Genomic DNA, 19,527 nt, shown 5'->3' with positions numbered 1-19,527 from the left:
ATGGAGGAGGCATCGCCGCTGCTGCAGCTCACGGGCGCGACCGTGCGCTTCGGCGCGGATGCCGCGATCGACCGTGTCGACTTCCGCCTGTTCCCCGGCGAGGTCCACTCGCTGATGGGCGAGAACGGCGCGGGCAAATCCACGCTGATCAAGGCCATCACCGGCGCGCTCCCCCTCGACGAGGGCAGGCTCGAGCTCGAGGGGCGTCCCGTGCGCTTCGCGTCGCCCCACGACGCCCAGCGCAGCGGCATCAGCACGGTGTACCAGGAGATCGACCTGCTGCCCAACGTCTCGGTCGCCGAGAACATCGCGCTGGGGCGAGAGCCGAGACGAGCTGGACGGATCGATTGGCCGCGGATGCGGCGCGAAGCGCGCGAAGTCCTGGCCGAGCTCGGACTGGACATCGATCCGGCGTCTCGCCTCGGCATCCACTCCCTCGCGGTGCAGCAGCTCGTCGCGATCGCCCGCGCGATCTCCGCCGACGTGAAGGTGCTCGTGCTCGACGAGCCCACCTCGAGCCTCGACCTCGACGAGGTCAGCGAACTCTTCCGGGTCGTTCGCGAGCTCAAGGAGCGCGGCGTCGCCATCCTCTTCGTCTCGCACTTCCTCGACCAGGTCTACGAGCTGTGCGATCGCGTGACGGTGCTGCGCGACGGCCGGCTGGTGGGCGAGTACCTCACGCGGGAGCTCCTGCGGATCGACCTCGTGCAGGCGATGCTCGGCCGCAGCGCGGCGGCGCTCGATCAGCACTCACGACCCGACGTCGCCGTCGACGCCGGCCGGGTCACCCTGACGGCTCGCGGGGTCACCGCAGCCCCGGGCATCCGAGACGCCGATGTCGACCTCGCCGAAGGCGACGTGCTCGGCGTTGCCGGGCTGCTGGGGTCGGGGCGCACCGAGCTCGCGCGGGCGATCACCGGGATCGACCGCATCGACAGCGGGGTGATCCGCATCGAGGGCGCCAAAGGCAGTCCGCACGGACCGCGGTCAGCGATCTCGCTGGGCGTCGTCTACTCCTCCGAGAACCGGCGCACCGACGGGATCATCAGCGACCTCAGCGTGCTCGAGAACATCACGCTCGCCCTGCAGGCGGACCGCGGGATGCTGCGGCGCATCCCCCGCCAACGACAGCGCGAACTCGCCGCGAGCTGGGTCGAGGCCCTCGACATCCGCCCGCCGGATCTCGACCGTCCCGCCGGAACGCTGTCGGGAGGCAACCAGCAGAAGGTGCTGCTCGCGCGGCTGCTCGCGCTGTCGCCCCGGGTGCTCGTGCTCGACGAGCCGACCCGGGGGATCGACGTGGGCGCGAAGGTCGAGATCCAGAACCTCGTCGGCGAGATGGCCGCCAACGGCCTGTCGGTCATGTTCATCTCCGCCGAGCTCGAAGAGGTGCTTCGGGTCGGTCACCGGGTCGCGATCCTCCGCGAGGGCCGTATCGTCGACACGATGCCCTCGGACGAACTCACCGTCGACTCCCTCCTCGCCCTCGTCGCGCGACCGGACGAGCTCGATGGCTGAGTCCAAGGCGAGCGCCGAGGACGGCGCGAACCGGGCGGCGAACATCTTCGACGTGGCCCGGCTCGCCGGGGTGTCGCACCAGACCGTGTCGCGGGTGATCAACGATCTGCCGAACGTGCGCCCCGCGACGCGTGCCCGGGTCGAGCAGGCGATCGCGCAGCTGAGGTACAGCCCGTCCCCCGCGGCGCGGGCGCTCGTCACCCGACGCACGCGCACGATCGGGCTCGTGACCCCCGGGGTCTCGGACTACGGGCCGACCTCCATCGCGATGCACTTCAACTTCGCCGCGCGCGCTGCGCGCTACAGCGTCGACACCGTGAGCGCGCTCGACCCCGAGCCCGCCGCCATCCGCGGTGTCGTCGAAGGCCTCCTGCGCCAGCGGGTCGATGCGATCGTGCTCATCGTGGTGGATGCCGGGGTCCTCGAGGTCGTGCGCGGCCTGGACCTCAGCATCCCTCTCGTGGCCGCCACCTCCTCTCCGCGTCGCAGCCCCCTCATCGTCTCGATCGACCAGTACCGCGGCGCCCGGTCGGCCGTCCGGCATCTTGCCGAGCTCGGGCATTCGCGCATCCTCCATCTGGCCGGCCCGACGCGCGCTCCGGACGCCCTCGAGCGGATCCGCGGCTGGCGCGAGGAGCTCTCGGAGCGCCGGCTGCAGATCGTCGAACCCGCCCACGGCGACTGGACGGCCAAGAGCGGCTACGACGTCGGGCGCGCGCTGGCCATCGAGCCGGGGTCGGCGATCTTCGTGGCGAACGACCACATGGCGATCGGGCTGATGTCCGCCCTCCGCGAGCGAGGGCTGCGCGTGCCGGAGGACGTCAGCGTGGTCGGCTTCGACGACGTCCCCGAGGCCGGCTATCTCTTCCCGGCGCTGACCACCGTGCGACAGGACTTCGACACCCTCGGCGAGCTGATCATGCAGAAAGTCCTCCTCGCCGTCGAAGAGCCCGACAGCGTCACCGAGGACACGCCGATCCCGACCCACCTGATCGTCCGGCAGTCCACCGCGCCGCCGCGGGAGTGAGGGGCCGGACCCTCACGCCGGATGGGCTCTGCGCGTCCCCGTTCCGTAAGAAACGACACCGGATCCGGAGCCGGACGCGGCGTACTCTGCTTCGCATGAGCGATGTCCGTCAGCCTCCCGCGAAGTACGACGACCTCCACGCGGTCTTCATCAACTGCACCCTCAAGCGAAGCCCCGACCTCAGCCACACTCAAGGTCTGATGGACCGCAGCATCGCGCTGATGCGCGCACAGGGCGTCGTCGTCGAGAACATCCGCTTGATCGATCACGACGTCGCGACCGGTGTGTATCCCGACATGCGCGAGCACGGCTGGGCTCGCGACGCGTGGCCGGAGGAGATCTGGCCGAAGATCGATGCCAGCGACATCCTGGTCATCGGCGGACCGCTCTGGCTCGGTGACAACGCCTCGATCACGCGCCGGCTCATCGAACGGCTGTACGCGATGAGCGGGCTGTTCAACGACAAGGGTCAGTACGTGTACTACGGCAAGACCGGCGGCGCGATCATCACCGGCAACGAGGATGGTGTCAAGCACGCCGCGATGTCGATTCTCTACAGCCTGCAGCACATCGGATTCACGATCCCTCCGGCGGCGGATGCCGGGTGGATCGGCGAGGTCGGGCCCGGCCCCAGCTACCTCGACCCCGGCTCCGGCGGGCCCGAGAACGACTTCACGAACCGCAACACCACGTTCATGACGTGGAACCTTCTGCACATGGCGCGCATGCTGAAGGATGCCGGCGGCATCCCCGCATACGGAAACCTGCGCGAAGCGTGGAACGACGGGGAGCGATTCGGTTTCGATGCGAACCCCGAGTATCGGTGAGCGACGGCTCTCGCCGACGAGCGCCGTCAGGCCGCGTCGGGCTTTCGCGGGGTCATGAACCACTCCACGAACTTCACCGCCCGGCCATCGGGTGCGAACCAGACCTCCCACATGTTGGAGTAGCGCTCGTGGCCGGGGTAGTCGACGGTGCCCGTGACGATGCCGACCCGGTCGTCCTCGACGAGCACCGAGAGGTCGTGGACGGGATCCGCCGGCTCCGGATCGCCCCACATCTCCACGATCGCGTCGATCCCCACCACCGGCTCGGCGTCGTCGGGACGGAACCAGTACTCCGCGTCGTCGGCGAAGATCGCCCGCACGTCGGCCTCGTCCTTCGACCCCCACGCCTTGATGTAGCCCTCGAGCCAGTCACTCGTCTTCGTCATCCCCCGTGTCTAGTCGCGTCGGGGGCGCGCGACAAGAGGAGGCGAGATCCTCGGACTGACCGAATACCGCTCGGCGCGACGGGCTCCGCCCGCCGCGGTCGTACGCTCTAGCGCCGTCTCACGTAGATCGAGACGCCGGCCCCGCCGTCGAGGTCCAGCCGGAACTCCTCGCCGCGATACCACGCAGCCGTCGGGATCGACCCATCCGATTCGCGGTCGCATTCTTCGACAGCGACGGTGACCCGGTTCCGGCCGCCGACATCCACTTCGTCGAACCGCGCGGTGAACCGCTCGGGTGGCTGCATCATTGGCGGCTCCTCTGCGGGGGTGACGTGGCGGACGCCGAAGACACGATGGATCGACGATCTTCGATCGAACTCTACAACCGAGGCTCGGGTCCTCCCCGTCAGCCAGCGGAAAGGTTGCGGGCTTCCGACTCCGACCGGAGGAGTCCCATCACCACGATGTCCTCGTATCGGCCGCGGACCCAGGCGTGATCGCGCAGGTGACCCTCGACCGCGAAACCTGCCTTCTCGTACGCGCGGATGCCTGCGCGATTGGAGGCGATCGCCTGCAGGTGGACCCGGTGAAGGTTGCAGCGGACGAACGCGAACTCGAGGATCTGCTGAATCGCGGCCGTGCCGATGCCCCTGCCGCGGGCTTCAGCGAGCAGGGCGATGCCGACCTCGGCGTGTCGGGCGAGGTCGTCGAAAGAGAACAGCGAGACGCTTCCGACGGCCACTCCGTCCGCCTCGACGACGAAGGTCACACCTTTGTCCTGGCCGCCGTCGACCTGAGCGAGCCGCGCCTCGTACGCCGTCCGCGTCAGCGGCGAGGGAAGGGACGGATTCCGCTCCTCCCACGTGCCCAGGTCGGCCGCGACGGCGTACAACACGTCCACGTCCGCCGTCGTATGCGCCCTCAGCTCGACGACGGCTTGCCCCGGCCGACCGGCGACCTCGTCCGCACCGTCTGATCTGCTCGGCGATCCGGCCATGGACCGTCTCCTGTCTCTCCTGGTGGACTCCACGCCTTGCCGCACCCTCGTTCTGGAGCGTGCCCGTTCGGCGCGCCCAACCACGGCCGCTACATCATAGGGAGTTCGCGGGACGACCGCACCGCGAGATGCCGGCACGTTGACCGCTACCACCCACGCCCGACGTGCAAGAGGTAGTGACGCCGAACAGGCGGATCGAGGCCTACGTCGGTCGAGTTGCCCTGTGCGAGAGCGCGGCGCGCGTGTCGATCTGATCCACCTCAGATCCTGCTGCAGGATCAGGGCGCCGACAAGGGAACGCATTCGAGCAGGACGCCGCCGGTGAGCCCTTCAGGGGGTTCCCGCACCGTCCCCGGGTGGTTCGGCGACGTCGAGAATAGCGTCCGCGAATGCACGCGGAGCTTCAGCCGGGAGGTGGTGGCCGGCGTGCGGCACGCGGCGGTGCTCGCGCCAGCCGGTGAAGCGCGCGGCGTCGCGAGTCCCGTCGGTGGCCGGGAAATTCCCGTCCGCGGTGCCGTCGAGGGTGATGGTCGGCACGCTGATCGCCGGGAGCGCCGCGAGCGAGGCTTCGTCGGCCTCGTGCGCTGATGAGCCGGTCGCCAGCCCGAGGCGGTGTCGGTAGGAGTGGATGACGATGTCGACGTAGTCGGGGTTGTCGAAGGCGCGCGCAGCGCGAACGAGGTCCCCTTCCGTGAATGCCCATTCCGGTGAGTTGCGCCGCCAGATGACGCGGGCGATCTCGCGGCGGTTCGCATCCAGTCCCGCACGGCCGCGATCGGTCGAAAAGTACCAGAAGTACCAGAACCCTGCCTCCCGTTCCGGTGCGATCGGACTGCCCGACGCGGCGATGTCCTGGATGAGGTAGCCGCCCGCGCTGACGAGACCGCCGACGCGTTCCGGATGCAGTGCGGCGACGACGCACGCGGCGCGACCACCCCAGTCGTATCCGGCGAGGATCGGCTCGCGCAGATCGAGCGCGTCGAGGAAGGCGAGCAGGTCGGCACCGAGAGCGGCCTGTTGGCCGCTGCGTGGGATCGCGTCGTCCCGGAACCTCGTCGGACCGTGACCGCGCAGGTAGGGGACGAGTACTCGGAAGCCGGCCTCCAGGAGGAGAGGCGCCACGGCACTGTAGCTGTGCACGTCGTACGGGAACCCATGGAGCAGCACGACGGGCTCGGCGGTGGGCGAGCCGAGGTCGTAGTAGGCGACGTTCAGTTCACCGGCGTCTACGTGGTGCAGTGGTGGAGCAGGAATGATCACCGTGCGTCTCTCCTCGTCAAGGCGGGTGCGATGGCGCGGTGCCCCGGCCGCCGGACCTGCAACCGGGGCACCGAGTCGGTCAGGCCGCGGTGTCGGCCTGAAGGGATGCCGCGTACGCCTTCCCAGCCTCGGCGATCACGGCGGCGACGGCCCCGGGCTGCGAGACGCTGATCGCGTGCGAGGCACCGCTGATCTCACGGGTGCCGCGGGAGGATGCACGCTCTGCACCGGCCCGGTGGACGGCGACCGGGATGTTGAGATCCTGATCTCCGAAGACGTGCCACGACGGGATGTCCTTCCATGCCGGGCGGGAGGTCGGGAGACCTTCCGACAGCGCGGCCTCGGTGACCGGCCGCTGGGTCGCCGCCATGAGCGCGGCTTCCGCGGCCGGGACGTCGGCGGCGAACTGATGGTGGAACACGTCGGGCCGGATGGCGAACTCGTTGCCGCCGGTCGCGACCGGGTATGCGGCGAGTGCTTCGCCAAGGGTGGACCCGGGCTCACTGGTCGAGAGGGCGAAGGCGCTGTGCCCGGTGTCGGGGACGAATGCGGCCGCGTAGACGAGCGCCACGACGGCGTCGTTCTCTGCGGCGGCCTCGGTGATGACGAGGCCGCCGTACGAGTGACCCACGAGGATCACGGGGCCGCCGATCGACGCGATGACGTCGCGCACGTAGGCCGCGTCTCCGGACACACTGCGCAGCGGGTTGGCGGCGGCGACGGCCGTGACGCCGTGCGCGTGGAGCTCGGCGATGACGCCATTCCAGGACGCGGACTCGGCGAACGCGCCGTGCACGAGGACGATGGTGGGCTTCTGACTGTTCATGATCGGACTTTCTGTGAGGTGGAGGGTACTCAGGAGCGGCCGAGGGCCTTGCGGAGGATGTGGATGGCCTGCTCGATGGCAGCCGTGGTCGCCGCCGAACGGCGGAGCGGATTCAGCATCATGAAGTCGTGGATGGTGCCGTCGTACCGCACGAGCGTCGTCGGCACGCCGGCCTCGATGAGCCTGCGGCCATACGCTTCGCCCTCGTCACGGAGCACGTCGTTCTCGTCGACGATCAGGAAGGTCTCCGGCAGCCCCTCGAGCTCGTCGGCGAGGGCTTGCAAAGGGGATGCGGTGACGTCGCTGCGGGCGTCCAGCTCGGGCAGATAGTTGTCCCAGAACCAGGCCATCGCATCGGCGCGGAGATGGAACCCTTCGGCGAATTCGCCGTAGCTGGCGGTGTCCATTCGCGCATCCGTGACCGGGTAGTACAGCGACTGGTGGACGAAGGCGACATCGCCGCGCCTCTTCGCGAGGATCGCGAGCACAGCGGCCATATTGCCGCCCACCGAGTCCCCGGCAACGGCCAGCCGCGAGGCATTCAGTCCTCTCTGCTCGCCGTTCGCCGTGATCCAGCGCGCGGTGGCGTACGCCTGTTCGATGGCGACGGGATGCCTCGCCTCCGGCGACCGGGTGTACTCGACGAACGCCACCGCAGCGTCGACGCCGGTGGCCAGCTCCCGGACGAGCCGGTCGTGCGTCCCGGCGTTGCCGAGCACCCAGCCGCCACCGTGGACGTAGAGCACCACAGGGAGCGTGCCGGCAGCCGTGACGGGGCGGACGATGCGCACCTGGACATCGCCGACCTCGGCGGGCACGGTGACCCACTCCTCGGCGATGTCGGGCGCGTCGATCGGGGCTGCCTGGACGTCGTCCAGTAGCTGCCGGGCACCGTCGACGCCGCGTTCGACGAGCGTGGGCGGCGCTGCCGCGGCGTCGGCAAACGCTCGCGCCTCCGGTTGCAGGATGTGTTCGGTCATGTGCGGATCCTTCCGTGGAACTGACGGGATGCGGTCCGGTGGGCCGGCATCGGGCCGGCTCTGCAAATCACGACAGCCGACCCGGACGATGTGTGACCGGATCGTCGCGATCAGATCAGAACCCGCGATTCGGTCACACATCGCCACCCTGCGCTGTCTCTGTGAGCAGGACGCGCCCGACCCGTGGCGCCTTCGGAAGGAGTCCTCGAATGAAGATCACGGTCGTCGGCGGCACCGGGCTGATCGGGAGCAGGGTCGTGAAGCTGCTGAGCGAGAGCGGCCACGATGTCGTGACGGCAGCACGGGAGACCGGCGTGAACTCGTATACCGGCGAAGGGCTCGCGGAGGCACTCGCGGGCGCGAGCATCGTGATCGACGTGTCCAACTCGTCGTACATCGACGAGGCGGGAGCGCGCGAGTTCTTCTACACCTCGACGATGAACCTCCTCACGTACGGCGACTCGGCCGGTGTCGACCATCACGTCGCACTGTCGGTCGTCGGCACCGACAGGCTGGCGAGGGGGCAGGGCGGCTACTTCATCGCGAAGGAGCAGCAGGAGCGACTGATCGTGGCGTCCGGCCGACCGTTCTCGATCGTGCATGCGACGCAGTTCTTCGAGTTCATCCGCTTCATCGCGGACACGGCGGCCGCCACCCGTCAACCACGTCTACCGGATGTCCTGGTGCAGCCGATCGCGGCGGACGATGTCGCGCAAGCCGTCGCCGAGACGGCTGTCGGCCCGGCGAGCGGCGAGGTCCTCGAGTTCGCCGGTCCCGAGATCTTCAGTCTCACGGAGCTGGCCGAGATCGACCTGCTGTTCCGGCACGACGAACGCGAGGTGCGGCCCGACCCGCTCGGCACCTATTTCGGTGCGCGACTCGCCAGCCGGGACCTGCTCCCGGCGTCGACGGCGCGGGTCATGCCGACGAGGTACCACGAGTGGCGCGTCTCCGAGCCGGTGGCCGGCTGGCCGACGCGATCCTTCTCCCGATAGATCGGTTGCTATTTACTCGTACACGAGGTAAATTCTCGCCTGAGCCAGTCGGTCGGAACCCCAAGCCCACCTCACCACCAGGAGTGGAGAATGTCGACGGACATCAGCACCACCGATCCGGATGCGCTCGTCGCGTTCACAGAGTCCCGGGGGCGCCTCTTCGGGATCGCCTACCGCATCCTCGGCTCAGCTGCCGACGCAGAGGATGTGGTGCAGGAGACATGGGTGCGGTGGCAGCTCTGCGATCGCGACGTCGTTCGTGAACCGGCCGCTTTCCTGGCCACGACGACCACTCGCCTCGCTATAAACGTCCTCAACAGCGCACGGGTCACGCGCGAGACGTACATCGGTCCTTGGCTTCCGGCACCCGTCGACACCAGCGCAGACCCCGCCCTCGGTGCCGAGCGCGACGAGGCCCTCCACTTCGCCACCCTGATGATGATGGAGCGGCTGACGCCGACGGAACGCGCAGCGTACGTCCTCCGGGAGGCCTTCGACTATCCCTACGCGCGGATCGCGGAGATCATCGAGTCCACCCAGACCGCTGCCCGGCAGCTCGTCAGCCGCGCGCGCAAGCACCTCGGCCAGAGTCAGCGACGGCATGCATCCGCCGCGTCCCACCACATGTTCCTCCGGGCCTTCCTCGATGCCGCGCGTTCCGGAGACACCGCGAAGCTCGAGACGCTCCTCGCGACCGATGTGGTCAGCCACACCGACGGCGGCGGGGTCGTCCGCCACACCGCTCGACGGCCGATCGTGGGTCGCGAGAAGGTCGTCCGCTTCCTCGCGGGCCTCTCGCAGTGGTTCTGGGGCGACGTCGAGGTGGAACCCCTGGACGCCAACGGCCGTTCCGCTGTCTTCCTCCGGCACAACGACGACGTGTTCGCCGTTCTCACCGTGACCGTGCAGGCGGGGGCCATCAGTCAGGTCCTCTGGATCATGAACCCCGCGAAGATCGCGCCCATCGGCATCCATGCCTCGTTGCACATCGGCCGACCGGAGTGGGCCGCGTGACGCCCGAGAGCGACCGTCGCGCCGTGGCCCAGACTGCGAACTCCGTCCGACTGGACGACATGGTGTGCTTCAACCTGCACGCCGCGTACCGGGCCGTCACGGCGGCGTACCGCCCGCTGCTGGAACCGCTCGGAGTGTCGTACCCGCAGTACCTCGTCCTCGCTATCCTGTGGCGTGACGGAGACCTTCCGGTCGGTGACATCGTCGGCGCGCTCCGATCGGACTACGGCACGATGACCCCGGTGATCAAGCGGATGGAGCAGCAGGGGCTGGTCACGCGCAACAGGAACCCCAAGGACGAGAGGTCGGTCACGGTGGCACTCACCGCGAAGGGCGGCGAACTGCGCGAACACGCGACGGGCATCTACCAGGCGATCAGCGACACGTTCGGATTCACCGAGGAACGCGCCGACACAGCACTGCAGGTGCTGCGGTCGATCACCGCCCGCGCCGCCGAGCGCTGACGCTCGGTATCCCGACCTCGTCACAGATCCGCCCTCCGTCCGGTCAGAGATTCAGCGGCGCCTTGTACGGGCGCCATCGCTCTGGCGGTTACGGAGGCGCGGATGCGCTCAGACACAGAAGAGACAGGTCTCGACGAAGCTGCGCGGCAGTTCCAGGGCGCAAGACCACGCGTCTTCGGTATCGCGTACCGGATGCTGGGGAGCGTCGCCGATGCGGAGGACGTCGTGCAGGATGTCTGGATCCGCTGGCAGACAGCTGAGCGCGGCAGCATCCGCGAGCCGGTCGCCTTCCTCACCACCGTGACGACCCGCCTCTGCATCAATGCGCTCACTTCGGCGCGCGCGCGACGGGAGACATACATCGGCCCCTGGCTCCCCGAACCGGTGAACACGGAGGATGATCCCGCGCTGGGCGCCGAACGCGGTGAAGCGCTCACGTACGCGGTCATGATCCTGCTGGAGCGGCTGAAGCCCACCGAACGCGCCGCCTACGTCCTGCGAGAAGCACTCGACTACCCGTACGACCGCATCGCGGAGATCGTCCAGACGACGCCGGCCGCCAGCCGGCAACTGGTCAGCCGCGCGCGCAAGCACCTGACCGCAGAGAAGCGCCGCACCGCTTCGACCGCTGATCAGCGACGACTGCTGGCCGCGTTCCTCGCGGCCGCGCAACGGGGCGACACCGCCGAGCTGGAGGCCCTGTTCTCGAAGGACGTCGTGAGCTACACCGACGGCAACGGAGTCAAGCTCGCCGCCCGGACCCCCGTCGCCGGATCTCAGCGCGTCGCCAAGTTCGTCGCCGCGTTCTCCCGTCACTTCTGGCAGGGGAAGCGCATCGAATGGGTCGAGGTGAACGGACAGCCCGCCCTTCTCCTCATCGAACGCGATCGCGTCGACACCGCTCTCACCATCACGACCGCGGGACACAGCATCAGTCGGGTCCTGTGGATCATGAGCCCCGACAAACTGCGGCACGTGACGACGGCCGGAGCATGACCCGATGCCTCAGCCGCCATCAACCCCGTCGCGGGCCATCGAGAAGGTCGTGGTCGAGGAGGTCGCGCCGCGTCATCACGGCGTTCGTCGACGCGTGTGAGCGCGAGGACGCGAATGCCCTCGGGCGGGTGCTGCGCCGCGACGCGGTTCTGACGATCGACAGCGGCGGAACGATCCCCGTTCGACCGCATGCCCGCGGTCGAAACGACGTCGCTCGGCTCATCCTCGAACTCATGGGGCACTTCCCCCTCCTGCGATTGGAGCCGGGACACATCAACGGCCGGCCGGGAATCGTGCTCAGGTCATCTGGTCGGGTCGTGGGAGTTCTCAACGCGGTCCGGCGAGGCGGCGCGGCACAAGAACTGTGGATCGTCGTGAATCCGGAAAAACTGCGGCACTGGGACGCGCTGTGAGCCAGGTTGTCACAACTCACCACGGGCCGCTGTCATCCCTATTGCACCCCCCGGCGGGGACCACCACTAAGTCGAAGGGCAACCACCATGTCAAAGATCGTCGTCGTCGGAGGCACCGGCCTCATCGGCTCCAAGGTCGTCGCGAAGCTCTCCGAGCACGGCCACGAAGCCGTCGCCGCAGCACCGAACACCGGCGTCAACACCCTCACGGGCGAAGGACTGGCCGAGGCGCTGCGCGGCGCGGACGTCGTCGTCGACGTCTCCAACTCGCCGTCGTTCGCCCCGGACGACGTCATGGAGTTCTTCACCACATCGACCATCAACCTGCTTCGCGCCGAGGGCGACGCCGGCGTGCGCCACCACGTCGCCCTGACGATCGTCGGCACGAACCGGCCGCACGGCATCCCCTACTTCGCCGCCAAGGTGGCGCAGGAGAAGCTCATCCGCGAGTCCGGGATGCCGTACTCGCTCATCCACGCGACGCAGTTCTTCGAGTTCCTGGGCAGCATCGCGGACGTCTCCACCGACGGCGACACCGTCACCCTGCCCGGCGCGCTGATCCAGCCCATGGCGGGTGAGGACGTCGCCACAGCCGTCGCGCGCCATGCGGCATCCGACCCGGTCGGCGACGTCGAGATCGCCGGACCTGAAGCGTTCGGCCTCGACGAGTTCATCCGCCGGGGCCTGACGTTCCGTGGCGATCCGCGCACCGTCGTCCGCGACGACACCGCGCCGTACTACGGAGCTCAGATCGAGGAACGCACGCTCATCCCTCTCGACGACGCCGAGATTTTCACCACCACCCTGGACGAGTGGCTCCCGCTCAACCCGCCCCGCCGCTGAGTGCTTGCGAATCCTCGAGAGGTGTCGGAGCGGCGTCCGCCACGATGAGGCTGACGACGGCGATCGCGGTTCCCGTCAGGAGAAGCAGCCCGGCAACGGAGCTCATATGGTCCTGCTCATCAGCGTGCGATGCCGGTTCACCTCGACCGATGCTGTGAGCCTGTCGATGATCGCTCCGACGATCGTCCATGGGTCACCGCCCTGACCCTCGTACTCGAGAGTCAGGGGTCCTGAGTATCCGTTGGCGGAGAGAATCCCCCTCACGGTGCTCATGTCGACCGGGCCACTGGCGCCGTCCGCGGTCGCCCAGTGCGCCTTCATATGGACCAGCTCGGCGTGCGGCGCCAAGGCGCCGATGCCCTCGTAGACGGGAGTCAGATCCAACGAGTCGAGCGACGCGGCCTCCATTCCGGCTGGACTCCGCAGGGCCTCCATCAGCGGCATGAGGATGGTGTCGAAGTTGGCGGTGTCCAGCAGAAGACCGAGGTCTCGCGCGCCGACCGCTCCCAGCAGTTCCGCGATCCACGCGGGATCGCTGGATGAGCCGCCATGATTCTCGATGAGCAGTCGGGCTCCGACGGATGCCGCGTACCCGCCCAGATCGCCGAGCGCATCGACGAGGTGGCTGGGCGGGCGGGATGATCGATCGGAGCTGAAAGGCGACCCGGCGTTCACGCGGACGCGTCGGAAGCCGACGTCGGCGAACCGCGCGATCCACACCTTCATCGCCGTCACGTCCTCGGCGCGTCGCGCGGGATCCCGACCAAGAAGATTGCCGTGGTCTACGGCCGCGTTGGCGAGCTCGAGTCCGGCGCGCCGAGCGTTCGTCGCGAACCGGTCGATCTGGGGATCCTCCGGGCCGTCGAATTGGAAGGCCACGGCTTCGACTGCGGTCGCCTTCGTGCGCGCGGCGACGCGGAGCGGAAAGTCACCGATGGTCATCCGCTGCGGGAACTCCTGACGGAACACGTGCTCGGTGCCGTCGTCTGCGGTGAACGCGGCAGCGATCGGGCCGAGTTCCTCGCGCAGGCTGTACGAGGACAGCGCGATGGTCGTCGTCGACATGGCGGCCCTCAGGCGTCGACCGTGACGCCGCGGGTGATCCGCGCGAAGCGCGGGTCGTTCTCGCGGCCGACCTCGGGAATGCGGGCCACTGCCAGCGCGCCCAGGAGGGCGGCGATGCCGAGAGCGATGTAGAGCGCGGCGAAACCGCCCAGGGCGATGAAGGCGGGAGCGACGAACGGCACGATGGACTGGGGCAGCAGCCCGGCCATGTTGATGACGCCGAGGTCCTTCCCCGCGTTCTCTCGATTCGGCAGGACGCGCACACAGAGGGCGAGGTCCACTGATCCGACGAGGCCGATCGCAACGCCGAGCAGCGCGGCCGCGACGTAGACGAACCACATGTCGCTCGCGATCGCCATGAGCGCCAAAGCGGCCGCGGCCGCGATCCCCGCGCCCGCGGCGAACGGCTTCTGGCGCTGGAGCCGATCGGACAGCGGTCCCGCGACGACGCTCGTGAGCGCCAGTGCACCCACGTTGATCAGTGTGACGAGGAGCACGGTCGGCGGCACCGCTTCGGCGGAGATCCCGAACCTGTCCATGAGGAAGAAGGCGTTGTAGGTCGAGCTCGCGACGGCGCAGAACACGAGGAACCGCACCAGCCAGGCCCATCCGAAGGCGGGGTGCCGCCACGGGTTGACCCAGAACGACTTCGCCAGCTCGACGAGGCTGAACCGGGAACCGTCTCGCGCGGGGATGTGCTGCTTGTCGCGCAGAAGAAGGACGGAGACCACCGCGAGGAACGAGGCGGCGACCGCCGTGACGACCCACTGCAGCATCGGATCACTGACCGCGCTCACCGCCGCGACACCGACGAGCGGCCCGACCGCGGCGGAGAGACCGAGCAGCCCGGAGGCTGTTCCGCGTCGCCGCTGCGGAACCTGGTCGGCCATCAGGGCGCCCGTGGCCGCGAGCTGGAAGTTGAACAGAGCCTGGATCGCGCACCACAGCAGGGCCATCTGCCAAACCTCGGTGGTGCCCGCCATCGCGAAGACTGCGATCGACCCTCCGATGGCCCCCGTCAGGATCCACGTGCGTCGCCGTCCGAAGCGGGCCGCCGTGCGATCGCTGATGCGCCCGCCGAGCGGGCTGGCCACGAGCGCCGCCAGCGCTCCGAATCCGGTGATGATGCCGAACGCGGCCGCCGCGCTCGGCCCCGCGATGCGGGTGAGGTGGAGCGTCATCAACACTTGGAGGGGCGTCAGCAGACCGATGAAAGCGCTGACATTGGAGACGAACATGGCCGGCAGGAGCCGAGCGACCGGCGTGCTCTCCGGATCGATGACGCCCGAGGCGACGGTGGATTCTGTGGCGGACATGACACTCCCTTGTGGACACGTTTGGAACTGACTTCCATTTGGTAGTGACTACTCTTACAGGATCGACCCGAGATCCGTCAAGCTTTCGGTAGCTACTTCCATTCGGTAGGAGCGGCTACTCTCTTGGCATGAGCTTGAGGCAGAAGAAGGCAGCCCAGACCCGCCAGCGCATGGTCGATGTGGCAGTCGCGCTCTTCGAACGCAACGGGTACGAAGCAACCAAGATGGAGACCATCGCGGAGAAGGCAGAAGTCGGAACCACGACGCTGTATCGCTACTTCCCCACCAAGGAGCTGCTGCTCCTCGAGCAGTTCGCCGACGTGCTGGACCTCTCGACGAGACTGCGGGATAGGCCCGCCGCGGAACCGCTCGCGATCGCGCTCGGCGAAGTGCTGCTCGACGTGGGTCGCACCGTCGACGACCCGAAGCGGAACATCGCCTCCCTGCGGTCGCTCATCGACAACTCCCCGGGACCGCGCGCCAAGCTGTGGGACTACTTCCTTCAAGCCCGCGACCGGCTCACCGTCGCCATCGCCGAACGTGAAGGAGTGCCCGCGACCGACCTCGGCGCGCGCGTGACCGCCGCGATGACACTTGAGCTCCTTCAGTTGATCGACGTCACGCATGCCCAGAGCGACCCGCCCGTGCCCCACGCCGCAGTGACCGCGTCCATGCTTCAGCAGCTCTCTCAAGCCGACATTCACCTCCCCGTGGCACCAGCCCTCGTCGGACGCTGATCGAAGGCGCCTTCACCATTTGGTAGTCACTACCATTTTGGTGTAGCTTCCACTTGGAAGCCACGAAGGAGTGCCATGAACGCGCAGCTCGCGACCCGCAGAATCCCCCTCACCGATTTCGTGCTGACGCACACCGACCCCGCGCAGTCGCCGGAGGTAGTCGAGGCGCCGGACCTGGTCTGGACGCCAGCCGTCGTCCCCGGCGGCGTGCACGAGTCCCTCCTTGCGGCAGGAGCCATCGAGCATCCCTACTACGACCAGAACGAAGCATCCGTCCGGTGGATGGAGGACCGTGATTGGTGGTACCGGACGACGTTCCGCGCACCGGCCGATCTGACACCGGGCGACGAGGTCGTCTTGGTCTTCCACGGTCTCGACACCGTCGTGGACGTGTGGCTGAACGGCACCAAGCTCGGACATCACGAGAACATGTTCCGTCCCGCGGAATTCCGCATCGACGCCGAGCTCGGGCCCGAAAACGACCTCCTGCTGCGGTTCTCGCCCCCGCTCGCCGGGCTCACCCCCTCCCCGCCCGCCGTCGCCCAGCTCCGACGCGTCGCCCGTGCGCTCATGCCCGACCTTCCGGACGATCTCGACGTCACCGCGATGGGGCCGTCGCCAGAGTTGACGATAGCGTCACAGCGGCGTAAGGCCGTGTTCTCGTGGGGGTGGGACTTCGGCCCCCGGGTGCCTTCGATCGGCATCTGGCGTCCCGTGGAAGTCGTGGTGACGCCTCGGGCGAAGATCCTCGGCCACCACGTCCGCACGGACTCGCTCGACACGAAGACCGGAACGGCCGATGTCACCGTCCGGATCGAGGTCGACCCGGCGCTCGCAGGGCGCGGAATGACCGCGGAGATCCACCTCACGTCCCCCTCCGGTCGGACGCACCGGTCGACCATGCCGATCGACGCGGGTGAGGCCGAGACCCGGCTGTCCTTGACGGAGGTGGAGCCGTGGTGGACGCACGATCTCGGCCGGCCGTCGCTCTACGACGTCCGCATCGAGCTTCTCGACAGCTCGGACGTGTGCGATGTCGTCACGGATCGCGTCGGGATCCGCACCATCGCGCTGAACCGGTCACCGGCCCCTGACGGTGGGCGACTCTTCCAGTTCGTGCTCAACGGCGCGCCGGTCTTCGCCCGCGGAGCGAACTGGCTGCCGGCCAGCACGATGGTCGGCTCGGTCCCGCCCGAGCGTCACCGGCAGCTGCTCGAGCTCGCCCGAGCCGGCGGCATGAACATGCTCCGTGTCTGGGGCGGGGGCATCTACGAGGCCGACGCGTTCTACGCCGCCGCAGACGAGAACGGCGTCCTGATCTGGCAGGACTTCATGTTCGCGTGCGCGGACTATGCCAGCGACGACCCCGAGTTGCTGCGCGAGGCGCAGCTCGAAGCCGAGTACCAGATCCGACGCCTTCGCAACCGTGCCTCCATCGCCCTGTGGTGCGGCAACAACGAGATCCAGCTCCTCCACGGCTTCGCCTACCAGGAATACGAGCCCGGCAACTGGGGATGGGAGATCTTCCACCGCGTCCTCCCCGAGGCGGTGCGCACGTGGGACCCGTCCGCGACCTACTGGCCGGGCAGTCCGTGGGGAGAGGACACCCCCGAGGGGTTCATGGCCGTCAACGGCGTCCTCGACGGTGACCGTCACGCGTGGGAGGTGTGGCACGGGTTCGACGCCGGTGCCGGCAGCGGTGAGCACTACGAGACCGTCGGCGAGGCCCGCCACTTCCGCCGCTACGCGCACGACCGCGGCCGCTTCATCAGCGAGTTCGGGATCCACTCCTCCCCTGAGCTGTCCACGCTGTCCCGGTGGATCCCGGCATCCGAGCTGACCGTCCACAGCCCGTCCTTCGACGCGCACAACAAGGATCATCCGAAGGACAAGGGCGACGCGCTGCTCGAGATCGTGACCGGACTCCCCGAGACGATCGAGCAGTACGTCGACTTCACGATGGTGTCTCAGGCAGAAGGCATGAAGTTCGGCATCGAGCACTACCGGCGCCGCCAGCCGAATTGCAGCGGGACGCTCGTCTGGCAGTTCAACGACGTCTGGCCGGGCATCACCTGGTCGCTGATCGACTACGACACGGTTCCGAAGGCCGCCTACTACGCCGCGGCCCGCGCCTACTCGCCCGTCATCGCCAGCTTCGTCCACCACGAGGGCACGCTCAGTCTCTGGATGACGAATTCCGGACTCGACCGAGTCACCACGAACGCAGCCGTGGCGGTGCGCGGCTTCGACGGCGCGACGGTCCTGGAGGACGAGGTTTCCGTGAGCCTCGAGCCGAGTTCGTCGCGTGTGGTGTGGTCGGCTCCGGTGTCGGCATCTGCGCACACCTACGCGTGGGTCGGCAGCGGCGGTGGCGCCTTCCCGGACAACCGCCTCTTCTTCGCCGACGTCAAGGATCTGCCGCTTCCCGCGGGCAACCTGCGGTCGACGGTCACGGTGACGGGTGAGACGAGCGCCGAGGTGTCGATCGAATCCGACGAGTTCACCTACCTGACGCGCGTCACCTCCCCTCATCCCGGCACGCGATTCAGCGACAACTACTTCGATCTGCCCCCCGGAGCGGTACGAACGATCCGGGTGACCGACCTTCCCGCCGGATTCGACCCCGCCGATCTCGTCGTCGGGAGCTACAACGGAGCTGCACGATGAGGACGCACTCCGAAGGAACCGTGCGCGGGACTGTCGCCGATGGCTACGAGTCCGTCGCGGACGAGTTCTCAAGAGCGATCGCGAACAGTCCACGAGGCGGCGCGGCGCTGTGCATCATGGTCGACGGCGAACCCGTCGTCGACCTCTGGGGCGGCCGCGCGGGGAACGCCGCCTGGACCGGCGACACACCGACGGTGCTCTTCTCGTGCAGCAAGGGGATGCTGAGTGCCCTCGTGGCCCGATTGGTCGAGGCCGACCGCATCGAGCTGGACGCTCCCGTGGCCACCTACTGGCCCGAATTCGCGCAGGCCGGCAAGGGCGACGTCACCGTGAGGACGCTGATGGCGCACGGCGCCGGACTCAGCCACATGACCACATCGGTCAGCAAGAGAGACATGATCGAGTGGGACCCCGTCGTGGCCGCACTCGCGGCGCAGACGCCGCTGTGGGAACCGGGAACCGGGTGGTCGTATCACGCCATCACGTTCGGATGGATCGTCGGCGAAGTCGTGCGGCGTGTGACGGACCGAACGGTGGGTCAAGCCTTCGACGAACTGATCGCCGCACCCGTGAACGCCGACGTGTGGTTCGGCGTCCCGGGAACGGTGCTGCCGGGAGTCGCGCCCGTCGCCCCGATGGACCGCGCCACCATCAACCTGATCAAGGTGCTCCCCGGCGGTCGCAACGTGATGCGAGCGCTCACGCTCGACGGTGCGCTCCCGGACAGTCTCGTCGGCCCTGGCACGGGCTTCAACGATCCGGAGCTGCAGGCGTCCGAGATTCCCGGCGCCGGAGGTATCGGCACGGCGCGGGGCGTGGCGAGCGTGTGGTCTTCGCTGGTCGTCGGAACCGAACAGGTCCGTCCGTTGAGCGCTGACGTGCGCGCCGACATGACGAGATCGCTCACGTCGGGACGCGCTCAGCTGGGGAGCCCCGTCATCCCCAATCCGCGCTGGGGCACCGGCTTCCAGGTCGATGCGCCCGGGCGGCCCCTGCTGACGGCGTCGTCGTTCGGGCACGACGGCGCGGGCGGGCAGCTCGCGTTCGCCGACACGGACGCGCGAATGGGCTTCGCGTTCCTCACCAACCACATGGGAGGGATGACGGACCGCCGTTCGCTGCGGATCCTCGACGCCCTGCGCCGGGTGACCTCAGGGCAGCGGCGCTGATCCGGACCACCGAGCATGGAACAGCCC

At 68.4% G+C, this 19,527-nt stretch carries 21 protein-coding genes; 12 read left to right on the top strand and 9 right to left on the bottom strand.

Annotated elements, in window-relative coordinates; genetic code table 11:
• From ACFQ0P_RS08270 to ACFQ0P_RS08260, 3 genes are all read left to right on the top strand, one after another.
• Positions 1-1,518 (top strand): sugar ABC transporter ATP-binding protein, encoded by a 1,518-nt coding sequence (locus ACFQ0P_RS08270; protein ID WP_204978187.1) that lies wholly within the window; start codon positions 1-3, stop codon positions 1,516-1,518.
• A complete protein-coding gene (locus ACFQ0P_RS08265; RefSeq protein WP_204978186.1) occupies positions 1,511-2,545 on the top strand; it encodes a LacI family DNA-binding transcriptional regulator in 1,035 nt (344 codons plus the stop codon). The genes ACFQ0P_RS08270 and ACFQ0P_RS08265 overlap by 8 nt, the downstream gene beginning before the upstream one ends.
• Positions 2,546-2,640: 95 nt before the next feature.
• A complete protein-coding gene (locus ACFQ0P_RS08260; RefSeq protein ID WP_204978185.1) occupies positions 2,641-3,372 on the top strand; it encodes a flavodoxin family protein in 732 nt (243 codons plus the stop codon).
• Positions 3,373-3,398: 26 nt separating this feature from the next.
• On the opposite strand, the gene ACFQ0P_RS08255 is transcribed toward ACFQ0P_RS08260, so the two are convergent.
• The 6 genes from ACFQ0P_RS08255 to ACFQ0P_RS08230 all read right to left on the bottom strand — a co-directional run bounded on the left by ACFQ0P_RS08255 (position 3,399) and on the right by ACFQ0P_RS08230 (position 7,821).
• Positions 3,399-3,758: a nuclear transport factor 2 family protein gene (locus tag ACFQ0P_RS08255; RefSeq protein ID WP_204978184.1), complete on the bottom strand. Its 360-nt coding sequence runs from the start codon at positions 3,756-3,758 to the stop codon at positions 3,399-3,401.
• Between the two features lie 107 nt (positions 3,759-3,865).
• Positions 3,866-4,066 carry a hypothetical protein gene (locus ACFQ0P_RS08250; RefSeq protein WP_204978183.1) on the bottom strand — a complete coding sequence of 67 codons (201 nt, stop codon included), beginning with the start codon at positions 4,064-4,066 and terminating at the stop codon, positions 3,866-3,868.
• A 98-nt stretch (positions 4,067-4,164) separates the two neighbouring features.
• On the bottom strand, positions 4,165-4,755 hold the full coding sequence (locus ACFQ0P_RS08245; protein ID WP_204978182.1) for a GNAT family N-acetyltransferase: 591 nt from the start codon (positions 4,753-4,755) through the stop codon (positions 4,165-4,167).
• Between the two features lie 330 nt (positions 4,756-5,085).
• The gene (locus tag ACFQ0P_RS08240) at positions 5,086-6,015 is read right to left on the bottom strand and encodes an alpha/beta fold hydrolase (protein ID WP_378771876.1); all 930 of its coding nucleotides are present in this window, start codon (positions 6,013-6,015) and stop codon (positions 5,086-5,088) included.
• Between the two features lie 79 nt (positions 6,016-6,094).
• Positions 6,095-6,841, bottom strand: coding sequence for an alpha/beta fold hydrolase (locus ACFQ0P_RS08235; protein WP_204978181.1), 747 nt, complete (start codon positions 6,839-6,841; stop codon positions 6,095-6,097).
• A 29-nt stretch (positions 6,842-6,870) separates the two neighbouring features.
• Positions 6,871-7,821 carry an alpha/beta hydrolase gene (locus tag ACFQ0P_RS08230; RefSeq protein WP_204978179.1) on the bottom strand — a complete coding sequence of 317 codons (951 nt, stop codon included), beginning with the start codon at positions 7,819-7,821 and terminating at the stop codon, positions 6,871-6,873.
• Between the two features lie 209 nt (positions 7,822-8,030).
• On the opposite strand from ACFQ0P_RS08230, the gene ACFQ0P_RS08225 reads away from it, so the two are divergent.
• The 6 genes from ACFQ0P_RS08225 (at position 8,031) to ACFQ0P_RS08200 (ending at position 12,546) form a co-directional block, all read left to right on the top strand.
• Positions 8,031-8,816, top strand: a complete 786-nt coding sequence (locus tag ACFQ0P_RS08225; RefSeq protein WP_204978176.1) for an SDR family oxidoreductase — start codon at positions 8,031-8,033, stop codon at positions 8,814-8,816.
• 90 nt (positions 8,817-8,906) lie between these two features.
• A complete protein-coding gene (locus ACFQ0P_RS08220) occupies positions 8,907-9,830 on the top strand; it encodes an RNA polymerase sigma-70 factor (protein WP_204978174.1) in 924 nt (307 codons plus the stop codon).
• Positions 9,831-9,853: 23 nt separating this feature from the next.
• A complete protein-coding gene (locus ACFQ0P_RS08215; protein WP_204978172.1) occupies positions 9,854-10,294 on the top strand; it encodes a MarR family winged helix-turn-helix transcriptional regulator in 441 nt (146 codons plus the stop codon).
• Between the two features lie 102 nt (positions 10,295-10,396).
• Positions 10,397-11,290: an RNA polymerase sigma-70 factor gene (locus tag ACFQ0P_RS08210; RefSeq protein WP_204978170.1), complete on the top strand. Its 894-nt coding sequence runs from the start codon at positions 10,397-10,399 to the stop codon at positions 11,288-11,290.
• A 128-nt stretch (positions 11,291-11,418) separates the two neighbouring features.
• Entirely contained in the window at positions 11,419-11,703 is a 285-nt protein-coding gene (locus tag ACFQ0P_RS08205) for a hypothetical protein (RefSeq protein WP_204978168.1), read from the top strand.
• An 87-nt stretch (positions 11,704-11,790) separates the two neighbouring features.
• Positions 11,791-12,546, top strand: coding sequence for an SDR family oxidoreductase (locus ACFQ0P_RS08200; RefSeq protein ID WP_204978167.1), 756 nt, complete (start codon positions 11,791-11,793; stop codon positions 12,544-12,546).
• Here the strand turns inward: ACFQ0P_RS08200 and ACFQ0P_RS08195 are convergent.
• From ACFQ0P_RS08195 to ACFQ0P_RS08185, 3 genes are read right to left on the bottom strand one after another with little or no spacing between them, the layout of a single operon-like run.
• The gene (locus ACFQ0P_RS08195; protein ID WP_378771873.1) at positions 12,527-12,652 is read right to left on the bottom strand and encodes a hypothetical protein; all 126 of its coding nucleotides are present in this window, start codon (positions 12,650-12,652) and stop codon (positions 12,527-12,529) included. The two genes, ACFQ0P_RS08200 and ACFQ0P_RS08195, sit on opposite strands and share 20 nt — an antisense overlap.
• On the bottom strand, positions 12,649-13,611 hold the full coding sequence (locus ACFQ0P_RS08190) for a sugar phosphate isomerase/epimerase family protein (protein WP_204978166.1): 963 nt from the start codon (positions 13,609-13,611) through the stop codon (positions 12,649-12,651). The genes ACFQ0P_RS08195 and ACFQ0P_RS08190 overlap by 4 nt, the downstream gene beginning before the upstream one ends.
• 8 nt (positions 13,612-13,619) lie before the next feature.
• Positions 13,620-14,927, bottom strand: coding sequence for an MFS transporter (locus tag ACFQ0P_RS08185; RefSeq protein ID WP_204978165.1), 1,308 nt, complete (start codon positions 14,925-14,927; stop codon positions 13,620-13,622).
• A gap of 128 nt (positions 14,928-15,055) precedes the next feature.
• Between ACFQ0P_RS08185 and ACFQ0P_RS08180 the strand changes: the two genes are divergently transcribed.
• The 3 genes from ACFQ0P_RS08180 to ACFQ0P_RS08170 all read left to right on the top strand — a co-directional run bounded on the left by ACFQ0P_RS08180 (position 15,056) and on the right by ACFQ0P_RS08170 (position 19,500).
• Positions 15,056-15,664, top strand: coding sequence for a TetR/AcrR family transcriptional regulator (locus ACFQ0P_RS08180; protein WP_204978164.1), 609 nt, complete (start codon positions 15,056-15,058; stop codon positions 15,662-15,664).
• 75 nt (positions 15,665-15,739) lie between these two features.
• Positions 15,740-18,331, top strand: coding sequence for a beta-mannosidase (locus tag ACFQ0P_RS08175; RefSeq protein ID WP_204978163.1), 2,592 nt, complete (start codon positions 15,740-15,742; stop codon positions 18,329-18,331).
• A complete protein-coding gene (locus tag ACFQ0P_RS08170; protein WP_204978162.1) occupies positions 18,328-19,500 on the top strand; it encodes a serine hydrolase domain-containing protein in 1,173 nt (390 codons plus the stop codon). The genes ACFQ0P_RS08175 and ACFQ0P_RS08170 overlap by 4 nt, the downstream gene beginning before the upstream one ends.
• Positions 19,501-19,527 lie beyond the last annotated feature (27 nt).

This window comes from Microbacterium insulae (genome assembly GCF_042677065.1).
Classification (GTDB): Bacteria; Actinomycetota; Actinomycetes; order Actinomycetales; family Microbacteriaceae; genus Microbacterium; species Microbacterium insulae.
Note: the sequence above shows the minus strand (reverse complement) of the source record. Positions and strands in the feature narration are given on the sequence as shown.